We start from the raw sequence: 17,338 nt of genomic DNA on the forward strand, positions 1-17,338 counted from the left end.
ACCCGTACGATTGATTACTATCGTAAAGGCTGATTCCTTCCCGACTCGCTATTTACTTGTCAAAGAACCGATTCCGTAAACCGCAGCATTCTGCGGTCCGTCGCCCCGCCGGGGCTTCCCGCCGCGGCGAGGAGCATGTATGCCCCAGCGCCCTGCCAGGTGTCAACCGCTTTTTTCGTTTTCTTCGTTTTTTCTCGAAGACCCCGTGAATCCCGCAGTGGGTTCAGGAAAGCGGCAACCTATTGATCCGGCTGAAAGAGCGAGCCGCGTCGAACGCTGTCCGTTGCGGCGAAGGGGGTATCTATGCGCTTCGCCACCCGGCGTCAACAGGTTTTTCGTCAGCCCGCTGATTTTATTTTCGCTCAGCCCCGCCAGCCCGCGCCAGCCGTGGATTTGCGCACCGACAAAAAACGCGCCCGCCAAACGAAAGCGCCCCGGCAGAACCGGGGCGCTGAGGCAAGCATGGTGTCATGCACCACTATCGGGCGGCGCCCGGAAGGCTCCGGGTGCGCTATCGGCAGACGCTACTGGGCGGCGTGCACGGTGATCTGGTCGCCGGGCTTCAGCTGCGCATCGCGCTCCAGGTTGTTCCAGCGCAGCAGATCCTTGGGCGGCACGTTGAACTTGCGGGCAATGGCCCACATGGTGTCGCCTTCCTGCACCTTGTACACGATGGCCCGGCCCGACGGCGCGGAGGATTGGGCGGCGGACTTGGTCGTCGCGCCCTTGGACGCGGTGGCCACGGCCACGGGCGTGGCGGCCCGCTCGGCACCGCCGCGCGAAGCGCTGGCCACGATGGCCTTGTTGGCGGCCTCCGCTTCCTGCCGGGCGATGGCCGTGGCCTCGGCCCCGGCATCGGGAATGTACAGCTTCTGCCCCAGTTGCAGGGCGATACCCGAAAGGCCGTTGGCCTTTTGCAGGGTTTCCACGCTGCTGCCCTGAGCCTTGGCGATGCCGTACAACGTGTCGCCCTGCTTGACGATATACGTTGCGCGGCGCTCGGCGATGTCGCGGGTGCGGACAGGGGACGGCCTGTCCGATTTGTCCGATTTGTCCGGCCTGTCCGATTTGTCCGTTTTGTCCGCAACGGCCTTGCCGCCCTTGGCCGAAGTCGCAGACTTCGACGCAGGCGCCTCCGCCTGGGCGGTGAAGCCCGTTGCGTCGCCCCCGCCGGGGATCATCAGTTCCTGGCCCACCTGCAACTTGCCGCTGGCCTTGTTGACCCGCTTCAGCACCGAAACGGGCACCCCGCACCTTTTGCCGATGCGGTCCAGCGTATCGCCCTGACGCACCTTGTACACCCGCCAGCCCGCGTAGCTGCGCTGCTGCGGCTTGGTCAGGAAGGCGGTGGCCGCTTCAAGGTGCATGGGGTGCACGTAGGCGGTGGTGTGGGCATCGGGCGGCGAAATGTAGCGCCGGAAGGCCGGGTTGTTGGCGGAAAAGTCGCTCCAGCTCTGGCCCATGGCCTGGGCCAGGGCCATCAGGTCGGTGCCGGGCTTTACCCGCAGCTGTTCCAGCTTGGGCGGGCAGCTGTAATCCGGGGCCTGAAAGCCCAGGGACTCCAGGTTGCGCATGATCTTGGCCACGGCGATGAACCGGGGCACGTACTGGCGCGTTTCGTCCTTCAGCTGGGCCTTTCCGTCGAGCATGTGGTTCTTGGTGCGCAGGTCGAAGAACCCTTCGGCCCCGGTGCCTTCCAGCGCCCGCGAAATCTTGCCTTCGCCCGCGTTGTACGCGGCCATGGCCAGATGCCAGTCGCCGAAGTCGCCGTACAGCTTTTGCAGATAATCCGCCGCGGCGCGGGCCGACTTGTACGGGTCGCGCCGCTCGTCCATCCACCAGCTGTACGACAGGCCGTAGCGCATGCCGGTGTAGGGCATGAACTGCCACACCCCCACCGCGCCCGCCGAGGACACGGCATTGGGGTTGAACCCGCTTTCGACGATGGCGAGATAGGCGATCTCTTCGGGGATGCCCTGCTGGCGGAACACCTCGCGGATGTGCGGCAGGTAGTTCTGCGAACGCTTCAGGTAGCGTTCGAAGGTGCCGCGCGCGCGGTGGGTGAAGTACTTGAAGTGCAATTCCACGTCGCGCCGGGCTTCCGGGGAAAGGTTCTTGTCCAGTTCGCCGGTGGAATTGAGGGCCGCCCATTCCTGCGGGGTAAGGGGCACGCCGTCGTCGGCGGGCGGGATGGGCAGTTCCACCACCTCTTCGGGTTCGGCGGCGGTGGCGGCGGCGCTGGGCGGCACCGGGCAGGCCTCTGCGGGCTGAATGGGAGGAAGATTCTTTTTGGGCGCGCAGCCGGCGGCCAACAACGCCACCGCCACAAGCACGAGCACGTGCCGGACGGCACGGCGCGCGCGCAGGGCGGAAGACAGGAGTCTGGTTCGCTGCATGGATATTCCGGATGTGTTGGGAGCGGCGGAAGAAGGCCGCGAGAAGGAGCGTGTGTCGGGTCGTCCGCCGCGTTCCGGCTGGCCCCGGCGCCTGTCGGCCCGGCGGGTGCGGCACCGTGGCCCCTTGCGTGGAAGCACGTTCAAGGGTACCTGCGGTGTATGCGGCATCCCGACCCTACCTCATGCCGCCCATCCAACGCAACCCGTCTACCCGCGCCCATCCGGGCGAAAGCGACACATGCCCAAGAAGCACCCCATTTGGGGCACCGACGCGCGCGACGACGCGCCGCGCGATGCCCGCAACGACGATACGCGTGACAGCCGTTCCCGTTCCGCCAACCGCAACCGCAAGGATGGCCGCCCCACGGGTAGGCCCGGCGAACGCGAGGGCGGACGCGGCGATGCCCCGCGCGGCCACGGCGGCAAGCCCGGAAAGCCCGGCGAACGGAACGAACGGGGCGAACGGGGCGACTCCCGCCCCGGTTCGGGTCGTGACGCCCGCCCGGAAGGCCGTGGCGACGACCGCCGCAACTCCCGTCCCGGCTCGCGGCCCGGTCCTCGTGATGACCGGCACGGCAGGCCCGAGCGGCCTGGCCGTCCGCCACACCGGGGCAAACCCGCCGACGGACGGCGTGACGCCCGTTCCGATGTCCGCCCCGACGCGCGCCCCAGCATGCACACGGACACCCGCGACATCCTGCCCGACGCCCCGGAGTCTCCCTGCTCCATCCTGCCCGGCGTGAAGCCGGTGCTGGAGTTGCTGGAATCGGACCCCAGCCGCGTGGAGACCGTGCTTATCCGCAAGGGCAAGCGCGGGCGCGAGGTGGACCGCATCGTGGAACTGTGCCGCGAGGCGCGGGTGCGCTTCATCTTTGCCGAGGCACACGCCCTGGACCGGCTGTTCGCGTCGGGCAAGGCCATCGCGCAGACCGGCAGCGACACGACCGAACCGGACATGGCCGAGCCGGGCATGGCCGCACCCCACGCCGACGACGACCTTTTTGCCGATGACGATGCCGCCTGGGACATTCTGGAAGGCCGGGGCGCGGCACGCGACGCCGGTGACGACGATGACGACCTTTCCGCGGATCGGACCGGGGCACGCGCCGGACGCGCCGGACGCGCCGCCCAGTCTTCCCACTCTTCGCATCAGGGTGTCATTGCGCGGGTGTTCGACGCCGGGTTCGCCGAATTCGGCGACATCCTGCGCGACGCCCCCGACGCTCCGCTGCCGCTCATCGTGGCGCTGGACCAGGTGCAGGACCCCGGCAACGTGGGCACCCTGGCCCGCACCCTATACGCGCTGGGCGCGGCGGGGCTGGTGGTGGTGCGCCATGGCGGGGCCGCCCTGGGCGGGGCCGCAGCCCGCGCCGCCGCCGGTGCCCTGGAAAAGCTGCCCGTGGCCAAGGTGACCAACCTGGCCCGCGCGCTGGATGAAGCCGACGCGGCGGGCTACACCATCTATGCTGCTGGCGGGGCCGCGCCGGAAACGGACGGCAAGCCCGGCAGCGGGCCGCGCAACCCGTTCACCGAGCCGCTGCGCACCCCCGCCGTGCTGGTGCTGGGCAACGAGGACAGCGGCATCCGGCCCAACGTGGCCAAGCGCTGCCACTTCACCCTGTCCATTCCCATGGCCCGCGACTTCGATTCGCTGAACGTGGCCCAGGCCGGGGCCATCCTGGTGGGGTGCTTCGCGGCGCGCCGCCAGAAGGGATAGCCGAAGCGCGCCCTTACAGCCGGGCGGAGGGTAACGGACGGACGGGCTGGGTGATTCCCCGCCCCTCCCCTGCCGCCGCCTTCCGAAACCCGACCCGCGACAACACAAAGGCCCCTGCCCTTCCACCGGAAGGACAGGGGCTTTTCCGTGCCCGGCCATACCCGGCCATGCCCGGCCATACCGGGCCGTGGCCGCGCAATGCGGGGCATGCTACCGGATGTAATTGGGAATATTCAGAAACACCTCGCGCGTGTAGGTAATCATTTTATCCATGATCCACGGAAACGAGATGAGCAGCGCAAGAAAGATGGAGACGATCTTGGGGATGAACGACAGGGTCATCTCCTGGATCTGGGTGGCGGCCTGAATGATGCTGACCACCACGCCCACCACCAACCCCACGCCCAGCATGGGCATAGAGATGAGCAGGGCGATTTCAATGGACTGGCGCGCGAAGGCAATGACCATTTCCGGCGTCATGTGACGTACCTCTTCAGACCGCGAAACTGTTGACCAACGACCCCACCAGCAGCGCCCACCCGTCCACCATGACGAAGAGCAGCAGCTTGAAGGGCATGGAGACCATCATGGGCGGCAGCATCATCATGCCCATGGCCAGCAGGATGCTGGACACCACCATGTCCAGCACCAGGAACGGGATGTAGATCAGGAAGCCGATGGTGAACCCGGTCTTCAGTTCGCTGATGACGTAGGCGGCGGCCAGCATCACCGTGGGCACCTCTTCCTTGGTGCGCGGCTGCTCCATCTTGGTGATGGCGTAGAAGATCGACAGATCCTTCTCGCGGGTGTGCTTGAACATGAACGAGCGTAGCGGCACCTGGGCCTTGTCCAGCGCCTCGTTGAAGCCGATGCGCTCCTCGAGGTAGGGTTGCAGGGCGGTGTCGTTGATCTGCTTGCCCACGGGCATCATGATCACCACCGTCATGAAAATGGCAAGGCTGGCCAGCACCTGCGAGGGCGGCAGCTGCTGCACGCCCAGCGCCTGACGGATGAAGTGAAACACGATGATGATGCGGGTGAAGCTGGTCACGGTAAGCATGATGGCCGGGGCCAGCGACAGCACCGTGAGCATGAACAGGATTTCGAGCAGCAGCGAGACCTTTTCCGGCTCGGTCTGGCCCGCGCCAAGGGTAAGCTGCATGGTGGGCATGACCAGGTCCTGCGCGGCATGGGCCACGCCGCCGCCCAGCAACGACAGAAGCGACAGGGGCAGCAGCAGCGCGGTGACCAGGGAAAGCAGGCGGCAGGCGGAGGCGGGACGGGTGGCGCCGGGTAGTTGGGGACTGCCCGGCAGAGGGGCGTGGCCCACGGGCAGGTCGCAGGAAGCCGGGACAAGGGGGCGGACGGCTGCCACGCACGTGGCGTCCTGACGAGTGAAACCCTGACGGGGGGCGTCCTGACGGGGGGCGTCCGGCGCGGCGGTCTGGACGGGGGCCCGGGCGATGTCCGCCGTCAGGCCGGTGACGCCCCGGCGGACGGATGCCGGGGCGGAATTGACGACGGGAGCGTCAGTTTCCCGAAGGTGTGCGCCCCTTGCCGAGGGCACGCCCCAGCACCGAGGAGAAGCCGCCGGAGCCGCGCCCGCCAGGCTGATCGGAAAGGCTTCCGGCGTCGGAAGTTGCGTCGTCGCTGCCGTGCTCATGGTCAAGGTCCTGCTCCGTGAGTAGCGTTATCTGCTGGTCGGTGACGCCCAGCAGCAATCGCTTGTTCAAGAAGCGTACCACCATGAGCCCCTTGCGCGGGCCAATGGGCAACTGCGCCTCCAGGCGCAGGTCGTCGCGCGAAAAGCCGCCCGCGCCCGGCACGGCGCGGAACAGCCCGCCGTGGCGGCGCACGGCCCACAGGGCCAGCCACAGCAGCCCCACCAGCAGGAACAGCACACCCACGGCCTGGATGTACCCGCCCCACGAAAAGGCGGGCACGGCGGCGGCGGCAAGCCCGTCGGAGGCCCCCACTGTCGCGTTGGCGTGCGCCATGGTGGCGTTCACCGCGTCGGCGGCGCTGGCCGCCACCTGGCCTGCCGCATGGGGCAGGGACTGGGCCGCGTCGCCGAGGGTGGCGTTGGCGGAAATGGCGGCGCGCACGGCGCCCTCCGCCTGGGCCGAAGCCTGAGCGGCCATGTCGGCGGCGGGACTGGTGACGGGGCTGGCGACGGAACTGGCGGCACCCACGGCGGATTCTGTGGCGTTAAGCAAGCTGCTTCACCCGTTCGATGGGGCTGATGATGTCGGTCAGGCGCACGCCGAACTTTTCGTTGATGACCACGGCCTCGCCGCGCGCCACCAGCTTGCCGTTGACGTACACTTCCAGCGGTTCGCCAGCCAGCTTGTTCAGTTCGACCACCGACCCCTGCCCCAGCTGGAGCAGTTCGTTGATAAGCAGGCGGGTGCGGCCCAGTTCCGCCGAGACGTCCAGCGGAATGTCCAGAATGAAGTCCAGTTCGCGCCGACCGCTGTCGGGCCGGGGCGACTTGGCCTCTTCCGTCAAATCCTTGAACTTGGCCTCGCGCGCGGCAGACGCAAAGAAGCCCTGTTCCTTTTCCTTCTTCAGTTGGGTCTGCTCTTCACTGGCCAGGGCCTTGGCCCATTCCTCGGCCAGGCGGGCGTCGTCCTCGCCGCCCCCGACAGCGGACGAGGCCTTGCCGCCGCCATCCTCGTCGTCTTCCCCTTCCAGGGCGGCAGCCCACTGGGCCGCCAGCAGATCCTGATCGACATCCTTGCCGTCACTCATGGGTATTCCTTTTGCGCGCGCCGCGCCTACTGGATGACCATTTCGGTAATATACACCCGCAGCACCTTGGGGCCGCCCAGAATCTGGTTCAGGCGTTCGGCCACCTCGTTCTTGAGCTGGAGCTTGCTTTCGATGGGGGCAAGGTCCGCGTACGACTTGCTGGACAGCAGCAGGATGACCGCGTCGCGCACCTTGGCCGACTGGCCTTCCAGCTCCTTGACCGTGGCGTCGGAGCCAACCTCCACCTCCATGGTCAGCTTGAGGTAGCGACGGCCCGTGGGGTCAGCCAGGTTCACCAGAAACGTCGGCAACTTGGCAACCTTGGCATTGCGGGCCGGGGCCTCGCCGCCCTTGGCGTCGGCCTTGCCCTCGGCCTTGGCCGGTTCGGGCGCGCCCTCGGCATTCTGCGCGGCGGGCCGCATGACGAACCACCAGTACGCCCCGCCACCGCCGCCGCCACCCAGCAACAACAGCAACAGGATGAGGATGATCCACTTCAGCTTGCCGGACTTCTTCTTTGGGGGTGCGGCTTCTTCCGCCACTGCGCTCGCTCCTTGGGGCAACTGGACATCGCGGGGCTGGGCGGGCTGGGCGGGGCTGGCCGCCCGCCGGGCCGCGCCTTGCGGTTCCTGCTAGTATCCGCCGAGTCTCGGCGTGGTCTTTACCAGAATTTCCACCCGGCGGTTGCGGTCGGGATCGCTGGACCCCGCTGCCGCGTCCGGCTCGCCCGAGGCCTCCGGCACGCCCGGAGCACCGGGAGAGGGAGGCTGCCCGGCCAGAGATGGCCGGTCCGGGCCGTACCCCGCGACGGAAAACCGGGCCGGGTCAAGTTTTCTTTGCACGAAATATTCCAAAACCGTCAACGCACGCCGCCCGGCCAGTTCGTAACCGATGGCGTCACCCGTTACGGTTCCTGCCCCGCCTCCCGTTCCGGCGGCCTGCTCCAGCGCGGACACGCCTTCGGTGTGCGGGTCGCTGTGCCCGGCAATGGCCACGTCGGCGGTGACGTATTCCAGCACTTCGGCCAGCATGCCCAACAGGGGGCGCGATGCCTCGCGCAGCTGCCACTGGCCGGGGGCGAACAGCAGGTCGTCGGTCAGGGCCAGCACCACGCCCTCCGGATGTTCCAGTATCCGCAGGTTCTTGTCCAGTGTACTTCGGTCTATGCCGGGGGGCAACTCGGCGCCGGGGAACAGCAGTTCCTTGATCTCGCGCTGGTGGGCGAACACCTGCGCGGGGCGCGCCAGCAGCGGCTCCAGCAGCCGGATGCGCTCCGGCACCGAGCCGGTGACGCCCGGGGCCTGCTCGCCAGCCTCGCCGAAATGGCTGCCGATGCGCGACAGGGTGACCCGGTTCATGGACGACATGGACAGCAGCAGCACGAAAAAGGTCAGCAGCAGGGTGACCAGGTCGGAGTAGGTCAGCAGCCACGGCTGGCGGGGCTTGTCCTCCGCCGGGGCACGGCGCGGACGGCGCGCGGGTCCGTGCACATGCGGGGGCGCATGGGGAGGGACCGGCGAAGACGCCTGACGGGGAAGGCCGGGGGGGACGGAAGGAATGTCGGCCATCTCAGTTCCCCCCGCCACTCCGGCCGGAGTCCGGGCCGGGGTTCTGGCCGGGATTCTGACCGGAGCCGGGGCCTGAATCCGCTCCGGTTCCCGCGCCGCCGGGCATGGCGAAATCGAACCGGAACCCCTTGTACTGGAAGGTCTCGCGCACGGGTGCACCCTCCTTCAGGGATTCCATGCGGCGCGCCCATTCGGCGTTGCGCCGGTCGAGCACGATGTCCACGCGCCGGTTGGCGCGCCGCCCTTCGGGGGTCAGGTTGTCGAAGCGGGGGCGCGTGTCGCCGTGGGCCTCGATGAGCATGCGACCACGCGGCACGCCAAGGTCGGCCAGCCTGCGGTACACCGCCGTGGCCCGCCCCAGCGAAAGCCGCCACGGCGTGGGCAGGGTTTTTTCGTCGCCGCGCAGCCGGAACAGGATGCCTTCCTCGTCGCGCGCGGGCGAGGCATGCCCTGCCACCAGCACCGGGTGTTCCACCCCGCGCAGCACCGGGGCGATGCGCGCCAGCAGGGCCGCGCCGCGCTCGGTCAGTTCCGTCGCGCCGGTGCGGAACAGCACCTCGTCGTTGATGGAAAAAATCTGGATGTAGCCGTTTTCCTGATAGTTGATGTCGCGCTCGGCATCTTCCCACAGCATGTCGCGCAGGGGGGTCAGGTCGCGGCCACGCGGGGGCGCGTCACCCATGGGGACGATGCCCGGCACGGGCCGCCCGTCCGCCGGTTCGCGCAGGGTGGCGGTGCCCTGCTCCTGCCCGAAGCTGCCCGCCACCGACCCCACGGCCATGACCCTGCGCCGCTCGTCGATGACCGAAATGGCCACCAGCAGCACGAAGAAGGTCAGCAGCAGGGTCATCAGGTCGGAATACGTGATGAGCCACGGCGGCTGGGTGATGCCTGCGGGCTGCGGTTTCCGCCTGTTGCGCGCCATGGTCGGTGCTCCGGGGTGAGGGGCCTAGCTGGTGCGCCGCTCGCGGGGCGGCTGATAGCAGCTCAGCTTTTCCAGGATGATGCGCGGGTTCTCACCCCGGGCAATGGCCAGGATGCCTTCCAGCTGCATTTCCATCAGCTGCACCTCTTCCTTGCTGCGGTGGCGCAGCTTGCCCGCCAGCGGCAGGAAGACCAGGTTGGCCAGCACCACCCCGTAGAAGGTGGTGATGAGCGCCACGGCCATGGCCGGGCCGATGGCCGAGGGGTCGTTCATGGAGCGCAGCATCTGCACCAGGCCGATGAGCGTGCCCACCAGGCCCAGCGCCGGAGCATACGAGGCCAGCGCGTTGAAGATGTCCACCCCCATGGAGTGGCGCGTCTCCAGCGCGGCGATCTCGCTTTCCATGATCTCGCGGATGGCGTCGGGTTCCAGCCCGTCGATGGTCAGCTGCAACCCCTTGCGCAGGAAGGGGTCGTCCAGGTTGCGCACGGCGGGCTCCAGCGACAGCAGGCCTTCTCGCCGGGCGCGGTGGGCGAATTCCATGAACTGGTCGATGACCAGGTCGATGCGGTGCAGCCGGGTGGCGAAGGCCTTGCGGGTGATGGACAGCACGCGCAGGGCCACGGGCAGGGGATAATGCACCAGCGCGGCCCCCAGAGTGCCGCCGAGCACGATGAGCAGGGCCGCCGAATCCACGAAGAACAGCGGGTTGCCGCCCATGGACAGCGCCGTGCCGATGAGCCCGAACGAGATGAGGATGCCCAGTACGGTTGCCAGATCCATGCGGTACCCCTGCTGCGTGCGCGGGCGGTTGGTGCGCGCCCCGTGTGTGGCGGGCGTTTCGGGCGGTTCGGGCCAGCCCGGCGGAAAAGTCCGGACGGATGTGGCCGGCTCACCCCGCAACGATCAAAGGGAGACGGTCGCCGGGCGCTTGCCGGAGTATCGGGGGGACAGGGGGCATGGCCTCCTGCCCGCCGGAGGCGTGCAGAAAAGCGCCCTGCCCGCTCCTTGACCGCCACCCCATATGCCCACCATCCCTGCGACCCTCACTCTTTCCACTATCCCCTGACCGGACGCGGGCCGAAAATATCGGTCCCCACCCGCACGATGGTGGCCCCTTCGGCCACGGCCACTTCCACGTCGTGCGACATGCCCATGGACAGGTGCGGCAGGGGCAGGCCCACACGGGCGGACAGCGCATCGCGCAGTTCGCGCAGCCGGGCAAAGTACGGGCGCGAGGCCTCGCCGTCGTCGAAAATGGGCGGCATGCACATCAGCCCCAGCAGGCGCAGGCGCGGCAGGGCCAGCACGGCGTCCGCCAGGGCGGGCAGGTCGTCCGGGTCCACCCCGGATTTCTGCTCCTCGTCACCGATGTTCACCTGCAACAAAATGTCCTGACTGGGCGCAACGCCCCCGGCCCCCTGCGCGGGCAGGGTGGCCAGGCGCTGGTCCAGCTTGCGGGCCAGGGTTTCCGAATCCACGGTGTGCAGCAGGGCAAAGCGCCCCACCACGTCCTTGGCCTTGTTGCTTTGCAGATGGCCGATGAAATGCCAGCGCGGGGTTGCGCCCCCCGCCGCCATCGTCCCGGCGGCCGCATCCGGACCCATGCCCGTCATATCGGCAACTTCGGCCTGTTTCCGTAGTGCTTCCTGCACATAATTCTCGCCAAAATCACGCTGCCCGGCAGCGGCCAGCGCGGCTACGGACGAGGCGGGGTGATACTTGGACACGGCCACCAGGGTCACCCCGGCGGGGTCGCGCCCGGCGGCGCGGGCGGCGCCGTCCACGCGGGCGCGCACGGCGGCCCAGCGGTCCAGCAGGGCCTGTGCGGCTTCGGGCGGCAGAAAGGCGGAGGCGGCGGCAATATCGTGCGGCATGACAGCATCCCGGATGGCAAAAAGCGTGAGCGCCGCCCGCCGCACGACAAACGGCGGACGGACGGCGCGAAAACCGCTGACGGCGTTCCGGCAGTGCCATGCGGTGGCAGCCTGCCGGTGGTGCGTCGCTATTCGTCGGCCAGACCCAGCGAACGCAGGAAGCCCACGTCCTCTGTCCAACCTTCGCGCACCTTGACCCACAGTTCAAGGTGCACCTTCTTTTCCAGCAGGGTCTGGATATCCACGCGGGCCTTGGTGCCAAGGTCCTTGATGGTGGCCCCGGCCTTGCCGATGACCATGGACTTGTGCGAGGGGCGGCCCACGTAGATCACCGCGTGGATGGTCACAAGGTCGCGCCCTTCCTCTTCATCCCACTTCTCGATTTCCACGGCCACGGAATAGGGCAGTTCCTGGCGCAGGGCCAGAAACAGCTTTTCGCGCACGATTTCCGCCGCCATGAAGCGCACCGGCAGGGTGGAAAGCTGGTCTTCCGGGTACATGGCAGGCGCCACGGGCAGCTTGGACTTCAGCAGCTTGACCAGTTCGGGCAGACCGTCGCGCGTCAGGGCCGAGACGGGGAACACCTCTGCCTTGGGCCACAGCTTCTGCAACTCTATGAACAGGGGCAGCATCTTCGACTTGTCGCGGAACAGGTCCACCTTGTTCACGGCCACGATGACGGGGCGCTCTTCGGCGGCCACGGCGTCCATCAGCGGCTTCACGTCGTTTTCGAGAAAGTCGGGCTTCTTGATGTACAGGTCCGCGTCCAGCATGACCAGGATCACGTCGGCGCTGTGCATGGACTGCCACGCCGTCTGCAACAAAATCTTGTTCATGCGGCCGCGCTGCTGGTGGATGCCGGGGGTATCCATGAAGATGACCTGCGCGTCCGGCTCGGACAGGATGCCCACGATCTGGTTGCGGGTGGTCTGGGCGCGCGGGGTGACGATGGCCACCTTGTGGCCCAGCGCAGAGTTGAGCAGCGTGGACTTGCCCGCGTTGGGCGGCCCCAGCAGGGCAACCCAGCCGCAGCGATGTTCGGTCTTGGTCATTATATATGCTCCTTGCGGAAAAAAAGTCGTGTTCTCCGCCGCATGTTCCACAGCACGGGCCGTGCGTCAAGGAACGGCGGGAAAATTTGGCGGACGTGCGGGGTGCGGGCCGGTCAATGCCGGGCCAGTCACGAACCGGACGCCGGGCCGGGCGCGGGCCTGCTCCGGACTTGCTCCGAACCTGCTCCGATCAGGACGCAGGGCCGATGGCCGGACAGAATGTGACAAAGGAATATGGGGTGCGGACGCCCTGCCCGCGTCATCAACGAACGGGCATTTACGGGCGGCGACAGGCGACAACGGGCCTGCTCCGGATTTTCGCCGGGCATGGCGGAACAGGCCCCATACGCGGCTGGGCGCGGCCCGTCAAGGCGCAGCAACCGCAGAAAGGCCGCGCGGCCCGCCCGGACAGGCGACGAAAACGGGGGACCGGCGATGGCGGCAGGTGGGACAAAGGGGGGACGCACGGCCCACCCGCGCCCACTGTTTTGCCCCGCAGTGGGAGACGCCTTCTAAAAAAACCGGAATTCCTGCCCCGATAGACCGTTGACGTTCCGGATACCATCTGTATTACTGACCGCACGACAGAACGTGTATCGACCACTTGGCGCGCACGTTCCGGCAAGCGCCGCGCGCGCAGGCATCACCCTGCCGCTTCCGCATCTGGCTCGTGGCGCCTGCCGCCCTGCACCAGTACGGTTCCGCTTGTCTGTCCATCGTGCCCGCGCCCACTCGCGCCCCACGGAGAACGCCATGCCCCGCAAGGTCAAATCGGTCCGCGTGCCGGAAGAGCTTTCGGCCATCGACCTTTCCGGCATCATCGCCGAATGCGAAAAGTACCTGCGCGACCTGGAATCAGTCGCCATGCTCAACCAGCAGGGCGAACGCGAGGCGGCAGAAGCATTACTGCGCGCCCGCCAGTCCGACCTTGGCCGCCGCGTGGGCATGAAGGTGTGGGAGGCCCGCAAGCAGGCCGCGCTGGAGCGGCTGCAAAAGGGCCAGAACGCGCAGGCCGCCGAATCGGCCTGATTTCGCAACACCCGTTTTTCGGTCAGTCTCGCCCGCCTTCCACCGGGACCGCCCGGCTATTTCCCCACCACCGCCATCTCGCACCCGATGTCCACCCCCGCCATGCCCACCAGGGCGCGGTGGGGGTGAATTTCCACGCCCGCCGCGCGGGCCTCGTGGAACAGTTCGGCATAGGCCGGGTCGATGTAGTCCGCCGGGCCGAAGCAGCGTCCGTCGGGTCGCTGGATGAGGTAGAACCCGGCGGCGCGTTCCCCGCGCGCCACGATATCCATCATTTCGCGCAGGTGCTTGGCCCCGCGTTCGGTGGCGGCATCGGGAAAGGCGGCCACGTCGTCCTCCACCAGCGTCACGTTCTTGCATTCCACCCACAGGGTGGGCAGGCCGGGGCCGTCCAGCCGGGCGTCCAGCCTGCTTTCGCCACGCCTGGCCTCGCGCCGCAGGGTGGTGTACCCGGCGGCCCACGGCAGCCGCCCGGCGTGGAAGGCCGCTTCCAGTAGCCGGTTGGGGACGGAGGTGTTCACCCCCACCCAGAAGCCGCGCGGGCCGTCGCCGTCGCAGCGCACCAGTTCCTGGGTGTATTTCAGCTTGCGGTCCGGGTTGGGCGCAGGCGATGCCAGCACCGCAGCGCCGGGGCGCATCAGCCCCAGCATGGACCCGGAATTGTTGCTGTGCACCCACAGGGGTGCGCCATCCACTTCCAGTTCCACGCTGAACCGCTTTACCCGCCGCACGAAGCGCCCAACGATGCAGCCGAGCGGAAACGGCAGCAGCGGCGCGCCGTAGCCCGCCGTGCCCATGATCGGCAAATCGTCCTCCATGTTGTCCCCCGCCGTGCCCGTGGCTCCGGTCATCCGTTCCCCTTCACGACCGTTACTCGCGGAACGCTCGGCACTGCTGGCGCCACCGGGCACGTTCCCGCCCCCGGCCCGCGCGCCTGCGGCTTTCCCTTTTCCACGGCGTTTTCCGTCGCCCGACATCGCCATTCCTTACGGCAGGTTGGCGCATGGTACGCGCCGTGCGCCACGGCACGGCCAGCTGCCCGCGCATCCTGCCGGTATGTTTTGATGTTTCCGCAATTTACAGTCGCCCCGTAAGCTGGTAACCAGCCGCCGAGAGCAGACGCGCCCAACGGCCCGCCCTGCCGCACGATGTTCTCATGCGCGCCCGCCGTGCCACCCGTGCCTTTCGTGCCTTGCGCATCACGTGGCACGCAGGCGGCAGCGCACCCCATACCACGCGAACAGGACGCACCGTAATGAGAATCTCCGACCGTCTCACCCGCATCAAGCCCTCGGCCACCCTGGCCGTCAACGCCAAGGCGCTGGAGCTCAAGGCCAAGGGCGTGCAGGTGGTCAGCCTTGCCGTGGGCGAGCCCGACTTCCCCACCCCGGAACACGTGCGCGAGGCGGCCAAGACCGCCATCGACCAAGGCTTTACCCGCTATACGCAGGTGCCGGGCATTCCCGAACTGCGTCAGGCGGTGTGCGGCTACTTTGCCCGCTTCTACGGGGTGGAAGCCCCCATGGAAGCCACGGTGGTCACCAACGGCGGCAAGCAGGCCTTGTACAACCTGTTCCAGTGCCTGCTCAACCCCGGCGACGAGGTGCTGGTGCCCGCCCCCTACTGGGTGAGCTACCCCGCGCTGGTGGAACTGGCGGCCGGCGTGCCGGTGTTCGTGGCGTCCCCGGCGGAGCGCGGCTTCAAGGTCACGCCGGAAGAGCTGGACCGCGCCGTCACCCCCAAAACCCGCGTGCTGCTGCTGAACTCGCCCTCCAACCCCACGGGCGCCTGCTACAGCCGCGCGGAAACCGACGCCATCATGGAATGGGCCATCGCCCGCGACCTGTTCGTGGTGTCGGACGAAATCTACGACCGCCTCGTCTACGAACCGGCGGAAGCCGTCAGCGTATGCGACTGGTGGGAACGCCACCCCGAGAACGTGGCGGTGGTCAACGGCCTGGCCAAGACCTTTGCCATGACCGGCTGGCGCGTGGGCTACGCCCTGGCCCACCCCGACCTGATAAAGGCCATGACCAAGATCCAGGGCCAGTCCACCTCCAACATCTGCTCCGTGGCCCAGAAGGCGGCGCTGGCCGCCCTTACCGGCCCCTACGACGCGGTGGAGGAAATGAAGAAGTCCTTCCGCCGTCGGCGCGACCTGGCACACGGCATTGTTTCCTCGTGGCCGGGCGTGGTCTGCCCCAAGCCGGACGGCGCCTTCTACCTGTTCGCGGACATGCGCGCCCTGTTCACCCCGGCCCTGCCCGATTCGGCCAGCCTGTGCACGCACATCATGGAACAGGCCAACGTGGCGCTGGTGCCCGGCGTTGCCTTTGGCGACGATGCCTGCCTGCGCTTCTCGTACGCTGTGTCGGACGACACCCTGATGATTGCGCTGGACAAGGTGGCCAAGGTTCTCTTCGGATAACATCCTGCGTTGCCGCACCGGCCTCGCCCTTCGCTGAAAAGTACGATATGACGGCGGCATGTCCCGCGCGGCTCGCGCACGCGACCGACCGGGGCATGCCGCCGCTTCGCTGGCCCCGCCCGCGCGACGGCGAGGTGCCCCCCATATTCCACGTCGCGCCCCGCGCGGCCACGCCGCGCATCACCGGCACGCACGCCATGGGCCTTTTCTCCGGCCCGCAAGGAGCATGACCATGCCCCAGCCCCATCGCCTCGACTGGACCAACGCCTGGCCCGCCGCGCCGCTGGGCCGCCTGACGCCCGACGCCGCCGCCATCCACGACCTGCACAAGGGCGAAATGGCCCACCGCCTGAAGGTGGAACTGGCCGCCGGGCACCTGCCGTTCATCGACATGCCCTACCGCGACGCGCTGGAGGCGGGCCTTGCCGCGTTGCAGCCCACCCTTGCCCGCTACCGCCACATGGTGCTGCTGGGCATCGGCGGTTCCGCGCTGGGCGCGCGGGCGCTGCAACGGGCGTTCTTTCCGCAGCAGGACAGGCCCGGCCATGACGGCCCGTGGCTGTGGATAGCCGACAACGTGGATGCGGACACCATGGAGGCCTGGTTCGCCAACCTGCCGCCGGAACAGACCATCGTGGTGGCTGTCAGCAAGTCGGGCGGCACCATCGAGACGCTGGCGCAATACTTTCTGGCCAAGGAGTGGCTGCGTGAAACGCTGGGCAACGCCTGGCGCGAGCACATGCTGGTGGTCACCGACGAGAAGGCCGGGTTCCTGCGGCAGGAAGCGCTGACCGAGGGCCTGCCCTCGCTGCCCGTGCCCGACCATCTGGGCGGGCGCTATTCGGTGCTGTCCGCCGTGGGTCTGGTGCCCGCCGCGTTCATGGGGCTGGACTGGCGCGGGCTGCTGGACGGCGCGCAGGCCGTAGGGGCCCCCCTTGTGGCCGATCCGGCCCACGCCCTGCCCGGCCACCCCGCGTGGCAGCTGGCCCTGTGGAACATGGCCCTGGCCGATGCCCGTTACTCGCAGCTGATCTTCTTCTGCTACGTGCCGCTGTGGGCGCCCTTCGGCCCGTGGTTCGCCCAGCTGTGGGCCGAAAGCCTGGGCAAGGAAGGCAAGGGCACCATGCCCCTGCCCGCCGTGGGCGTGACCGACCAGCACTCGCTGCAGCAGATGTTTCTGGACGGCCCGCGCGACAAGGGCTGCCTGTTCCTGACCTGCCCCGGCCTGCCGCAGGGCCGGACCTTCCCCGCCGATCTGCCGGACAAGTGGGCCTTCCTGAAGGGCCGCCGCTTCGGCGAACTGCTGGACGCCGAGGGCCTGGGCACCCGCATGGCCCTGGCCAGCCAGGGCACGCCCCTTGTGGAACTGCGCATGGGCAGCACCGGCGAAGCCGCCGCGGGCCGCCTGATGGGCCTGCTGGAACTGGCCACCCTGTTCACCGGCTGGCTCATGAACATCAACCCGCTGGACCAGCCCGCCGTGGAACTTGGCAAGCGCCTTGCCAACGCCCGGCTGGGCGCCCCCGGCTACCCGGCGGAAGAGGCAGACCTTGCCGCCTTCCTGGGCCGGGCCGAACAATCGCAGGAGTTCTAGC

General features: G+C 68.2%; 16 protein-coding genes. 4 read left to right on the forward strand and 12 right to left on the reverse strand.

Translation table 11 applies throughout. From position 1 onward, the window contains the following. Positions 1-524: 524 nt before the first annotated feature. The gene (locus tag K6142_RS14130) at positions 525-2,396 is read right to left on the reverse strand and encodes a LysM peptidoglycan-binding domain-containing protein (RefSeq protein WP_190245379.1); all 1,872 of its coding nucleotides are present in this window, start codon (positions 2,394-2,396) and stop codon (positions 525-527) included. Positions 2,397-2,634: 238 nt separating this feature from the next. Between K6142_RS14130 and K6142_RS16685 the strand changes: the two genes are divergently transcribed. Next, complete coding sequence (locus tag K6142_RS16685) at positions 2,635-4,113, forward strand: TrmH family RNA methyltransferase (RefSeq protein WP_317846389.1); 1,479 nt, start codon at positions 2,635-2,637, stop codon at positions 4,111-4,113. 210 nt (positions 4,114-4,323) lie between these two features. Here K6142_RS16685 and fliQ read toward each other — a convergent pair whose 3' ends face one another. From fliQ to era, 10 genes are all read right to left on the reverse strand, one after another. Continuing rightward, positions 4,324-4,593 (reverse strand): flagellar biosynthesis protein FliQ, encoded by a 270-nt coding sequence (gene fliQ / locus K6142_RS14145; RefSeq protein WP_190245380.1) that lies wholly within the window; start codon positions 4,591-4,593, stop codon positions 4,324-4,326. Positions 4,594-4,606: 13 nt separating this feature from the next. Beyond that, on the reverse strand, positions 4,607-5,488 hold the full coding sequence (fliP, locus tag K6142_RS14150; protein WP_012613324.1) for a flagellar type III secretion system pore protein FliP: 882 nt from the start codon (positions 5,486-5,488) through the stop codon (positions 4,607-4,609). A gap of 154 nt (positions 5,489-5,642) precedes the next feature. Beyond that, entirely contained in the window at positions 5,643-6,329 is a 687-nt protein-coding gene (gene fliO / locus K6142_RS14155; protein WP_223290404.1) for a flagellar biosynthetic protein FliO, read from the reverse strand. Further along, on the reverse strand, positions 6,322-6,864 hold the full coding sequence (fliN, locus tag K6142_RS14160; protein ID WP_012613322.1) for a flagellar motor switch protein FliN: 543 nt from the start codon (positions 6,862-6,864) through the stop codon (positions 6,322-6,324). Before fliN ends, fliO begins: the two co-directional genes overlap by 8 nt. A 26-nt stretch (positions 6,865-6,890) precedes the next feature. Then, positions 6,891-7,406: a flagellar basal body-associated protein FliL gene (gene fliL, locus K6142_RS14165; RefSeq protein ID WP_012613321.1), complete on the reverse strand. Its 516-nt coding sequence runs from the start codon at positions 7,404-7,406 to the stop codon at positions 6,891-6,893. Between the two features lie 90 nt (positions 7,407-7,496). Further along, positions 7,497-8,432 carry a flagellar motor protein MotB gene (locus tag K6142_RS14170; protein WP_190245381.1) on the reverse strand — a complete coding sequence of 312 codons (936 nt, stop codon included), beginning with the start codon at positions 8,430-8,432 and terminating at the stop codon, positions 7,497-7,499. A gap of 1 nt (position 8,433) precedes the next feature. Beyond that, positions 8,434-9,357 (reverse strand): flagellar motor protein MotB, encoded by a 924-nt coding sequence (locus K6142_RS14175; protein WP_190245382.1) that lies wholly within the window; start codon positions 9,355-9,357, stop codon positions 8,434-8,436. Between the two features lie 24 nt (positions 9,358-9,381). Continuing rightward, complete coding sequence (locus K6142_RS14180) at positions 9,382-10,140, reverse strand: motility protein A (protein WP_012613318.1); 759 nt, start codon at positions 10,138-10,140, stop codon at positions 9,382-9,384. A 275-nt stretch (positions 10,141-10,415) separates the two neighbouring features. Further along, positions 10,416-11,234 (reverse strand): YggS family pyridoxal phosphate-dependent enzyme, encoded by an 819-nt coding sequence (locus K6142_RS14185; protein WP_190245383.1) that lies wholly within the window; start codon positions 11,232-11,234, stop codon positions 10,416-10,418. Positions 11,235-11,362: 128 nt separating this feature from the next. Next, positions 11,363-12,286: a GTPase Era gene (gene era, locus K6142_RS14190; RefSeq protein ID WP_190245384.1), complete on the reverse strand. Its 924-nt coding sequence runs from the start codon at positions 12,284-12,286 to the stop codon at positions 11,363-11,365. 753 nt (positions 12,287-13,039) lie between these two features. Between era and K6142_RS14195 the strand changes: the two genes are divergently transcribed. Then, complete coding sequence (locus K6142_RS14195) at positions 13,040-13,315, forward strand: hypothetical protein (RefSeq protein WP_190245385.1); 276 nt, start codon at positions 13,040-13,042, stop codon at positions 13,313-13,315. A gap of 56 nt (positions 13,316-13,371) precedes the next feature. Here the strand turns inward: K6142_RS14195 and sfsA are convergent, their stop codons facing one another. Beyond that, positions 13,372-14,133, reverse strand: a complete 762-nt coding sequence (gene sfsA, locus K6142_RS14200) for a DNA/RNA nuclease SfsA (protein ID WP_190245393.1) — start codon at positions 14,131-14,133, stop codon at positions 13,372-13,374. Between the two features lie 437 nt (positions 14,134-14,570). Between sfsA and K6142_RS14205 the strand changes: the two genes are divergently transcribed. Then, positions 14,571-15,743, forward strand: coding sequence for a pyridoxal phosphate-dependent aminotransferase (locus tag K6142_RS14205; protein WP_190245386.1), 1,173 nt, complete (start codon positions 14,571-14,573; stop codon positions 15,741-15,743). A gap of 232 nt (positions 15,744-15,975) precedes the next feature. Then, positions 15,976-17,337 (forward strand): glucose-6-phosphate isomerase, encoded by a 1,362-nt coding sequence (locus tag K6142_RS14210; protein ID WP_190245387.1) that lies wholly within the window; start codon positions 15,976-15,978, stop codon positions 17,335-17,337. Position 17,338 lies beyond the last annotated feature (1 nt).

This window comes from Nitratidesulfovibrio sp. SRB-5, from assembly GCF_019931275.1.
GTDB lineage: Bacteria > Desulfobacterota > Desulfovibrionia > Desulfovibrionales > Desulfovibrionaceae > Cupidesulfovibrio.

Bases quoted from the DNA above. Each gene is read 5' to 3' on its own strand.
- K6142_RS14130 (WP_190245379.1), bottom strand. From the start codon at position 2,396: ATGCAGCGAACCAGACTCCTGTCTTCCGCCCTGCGCGCGCGCCGTGCC.
- K6142_RS16685 (WP_317846389.1), top strand. From the start codon at position 2,635: ATGCCCAAGAAGCACCCCATTTGGGGCACCGACGCGCGCGACGACGCG.
- fliQ (WP_190245380.1), bottom strand. From the start codon at position 4,593: ATGACGCCGGAAATGGTCATTGCCTTCGCGCGCCAGTCCATTGAAATC.
- fliN (WP_012613322.1), bottom strand. From the start codon at position 6,864: ATGAGTGACGGCAAGGATGTCGATCAGGATCTGCTGGCGGCCCAGTGG.
- K6142_RS14170 (WP_190245381.1), bottom strand. From the start codon at position 8,432: ATGGCCGACATTCCTTCCGTCCCCCCCGGCCTTCCCCGTCAGGCGTCT.
- K6142_RS14175 (WP_190245382.1), bottom strand. From the start codon at position 9,357: ATGGCGCGCAACAGGCGGAAACCGCAGCCCGCAGGCATCACCCAGCCG.
- K6142_RS14180 (WP_012613318.1), bottom strand. From the start codon at position 10,140: ATGGATCTGGCAACCGTACTGGGCATCCTCATCTCGTTCGGGCTCATC.
- K6142_RS14185 (WP_190245383.1), bottom strand. From the start codon at position 11,234: ATGCCGCACGATATTGCCGCCGCCTCCGCCTTTCTGCCGCCCGAAGCC.
- era (WP_190245384.1), bottom strand. From the start codon at position 12,286: ATGACCAAGACCGAACATCGCTGCGGCTGGGTTGCCCTGCTGGGGCCG.
- K6142_RS14195 (WP_190245385.1), top strand. From the start codon at position 13,040: ATGCCCCGCAAGGTCAAATCGGTCCGCGTGCCGGAAGAGCTTTCGGCC.
- sfsA (WP_190245393.1), bottom strand. From the start codon at position 14,133: ATGGAGGACGATTTGCCGATCATGGGCACGGCGGGCTACGGCGCGCCG.
- K6142_RS14205 (WP_190245386.1), top strand. From the start codon at position 14,571: ATGAGAATCTCCGACCGTCTCACCCGCATCAAGCCCTCGGCCACCCTG.
- K6142_RS14210 (WP_190245387.1), top strand. From the start codon at position 15,976: ATGCCCCAGCCCCATCGCCTCGACTGGACCAACGCCTGGCCCGCCGCG.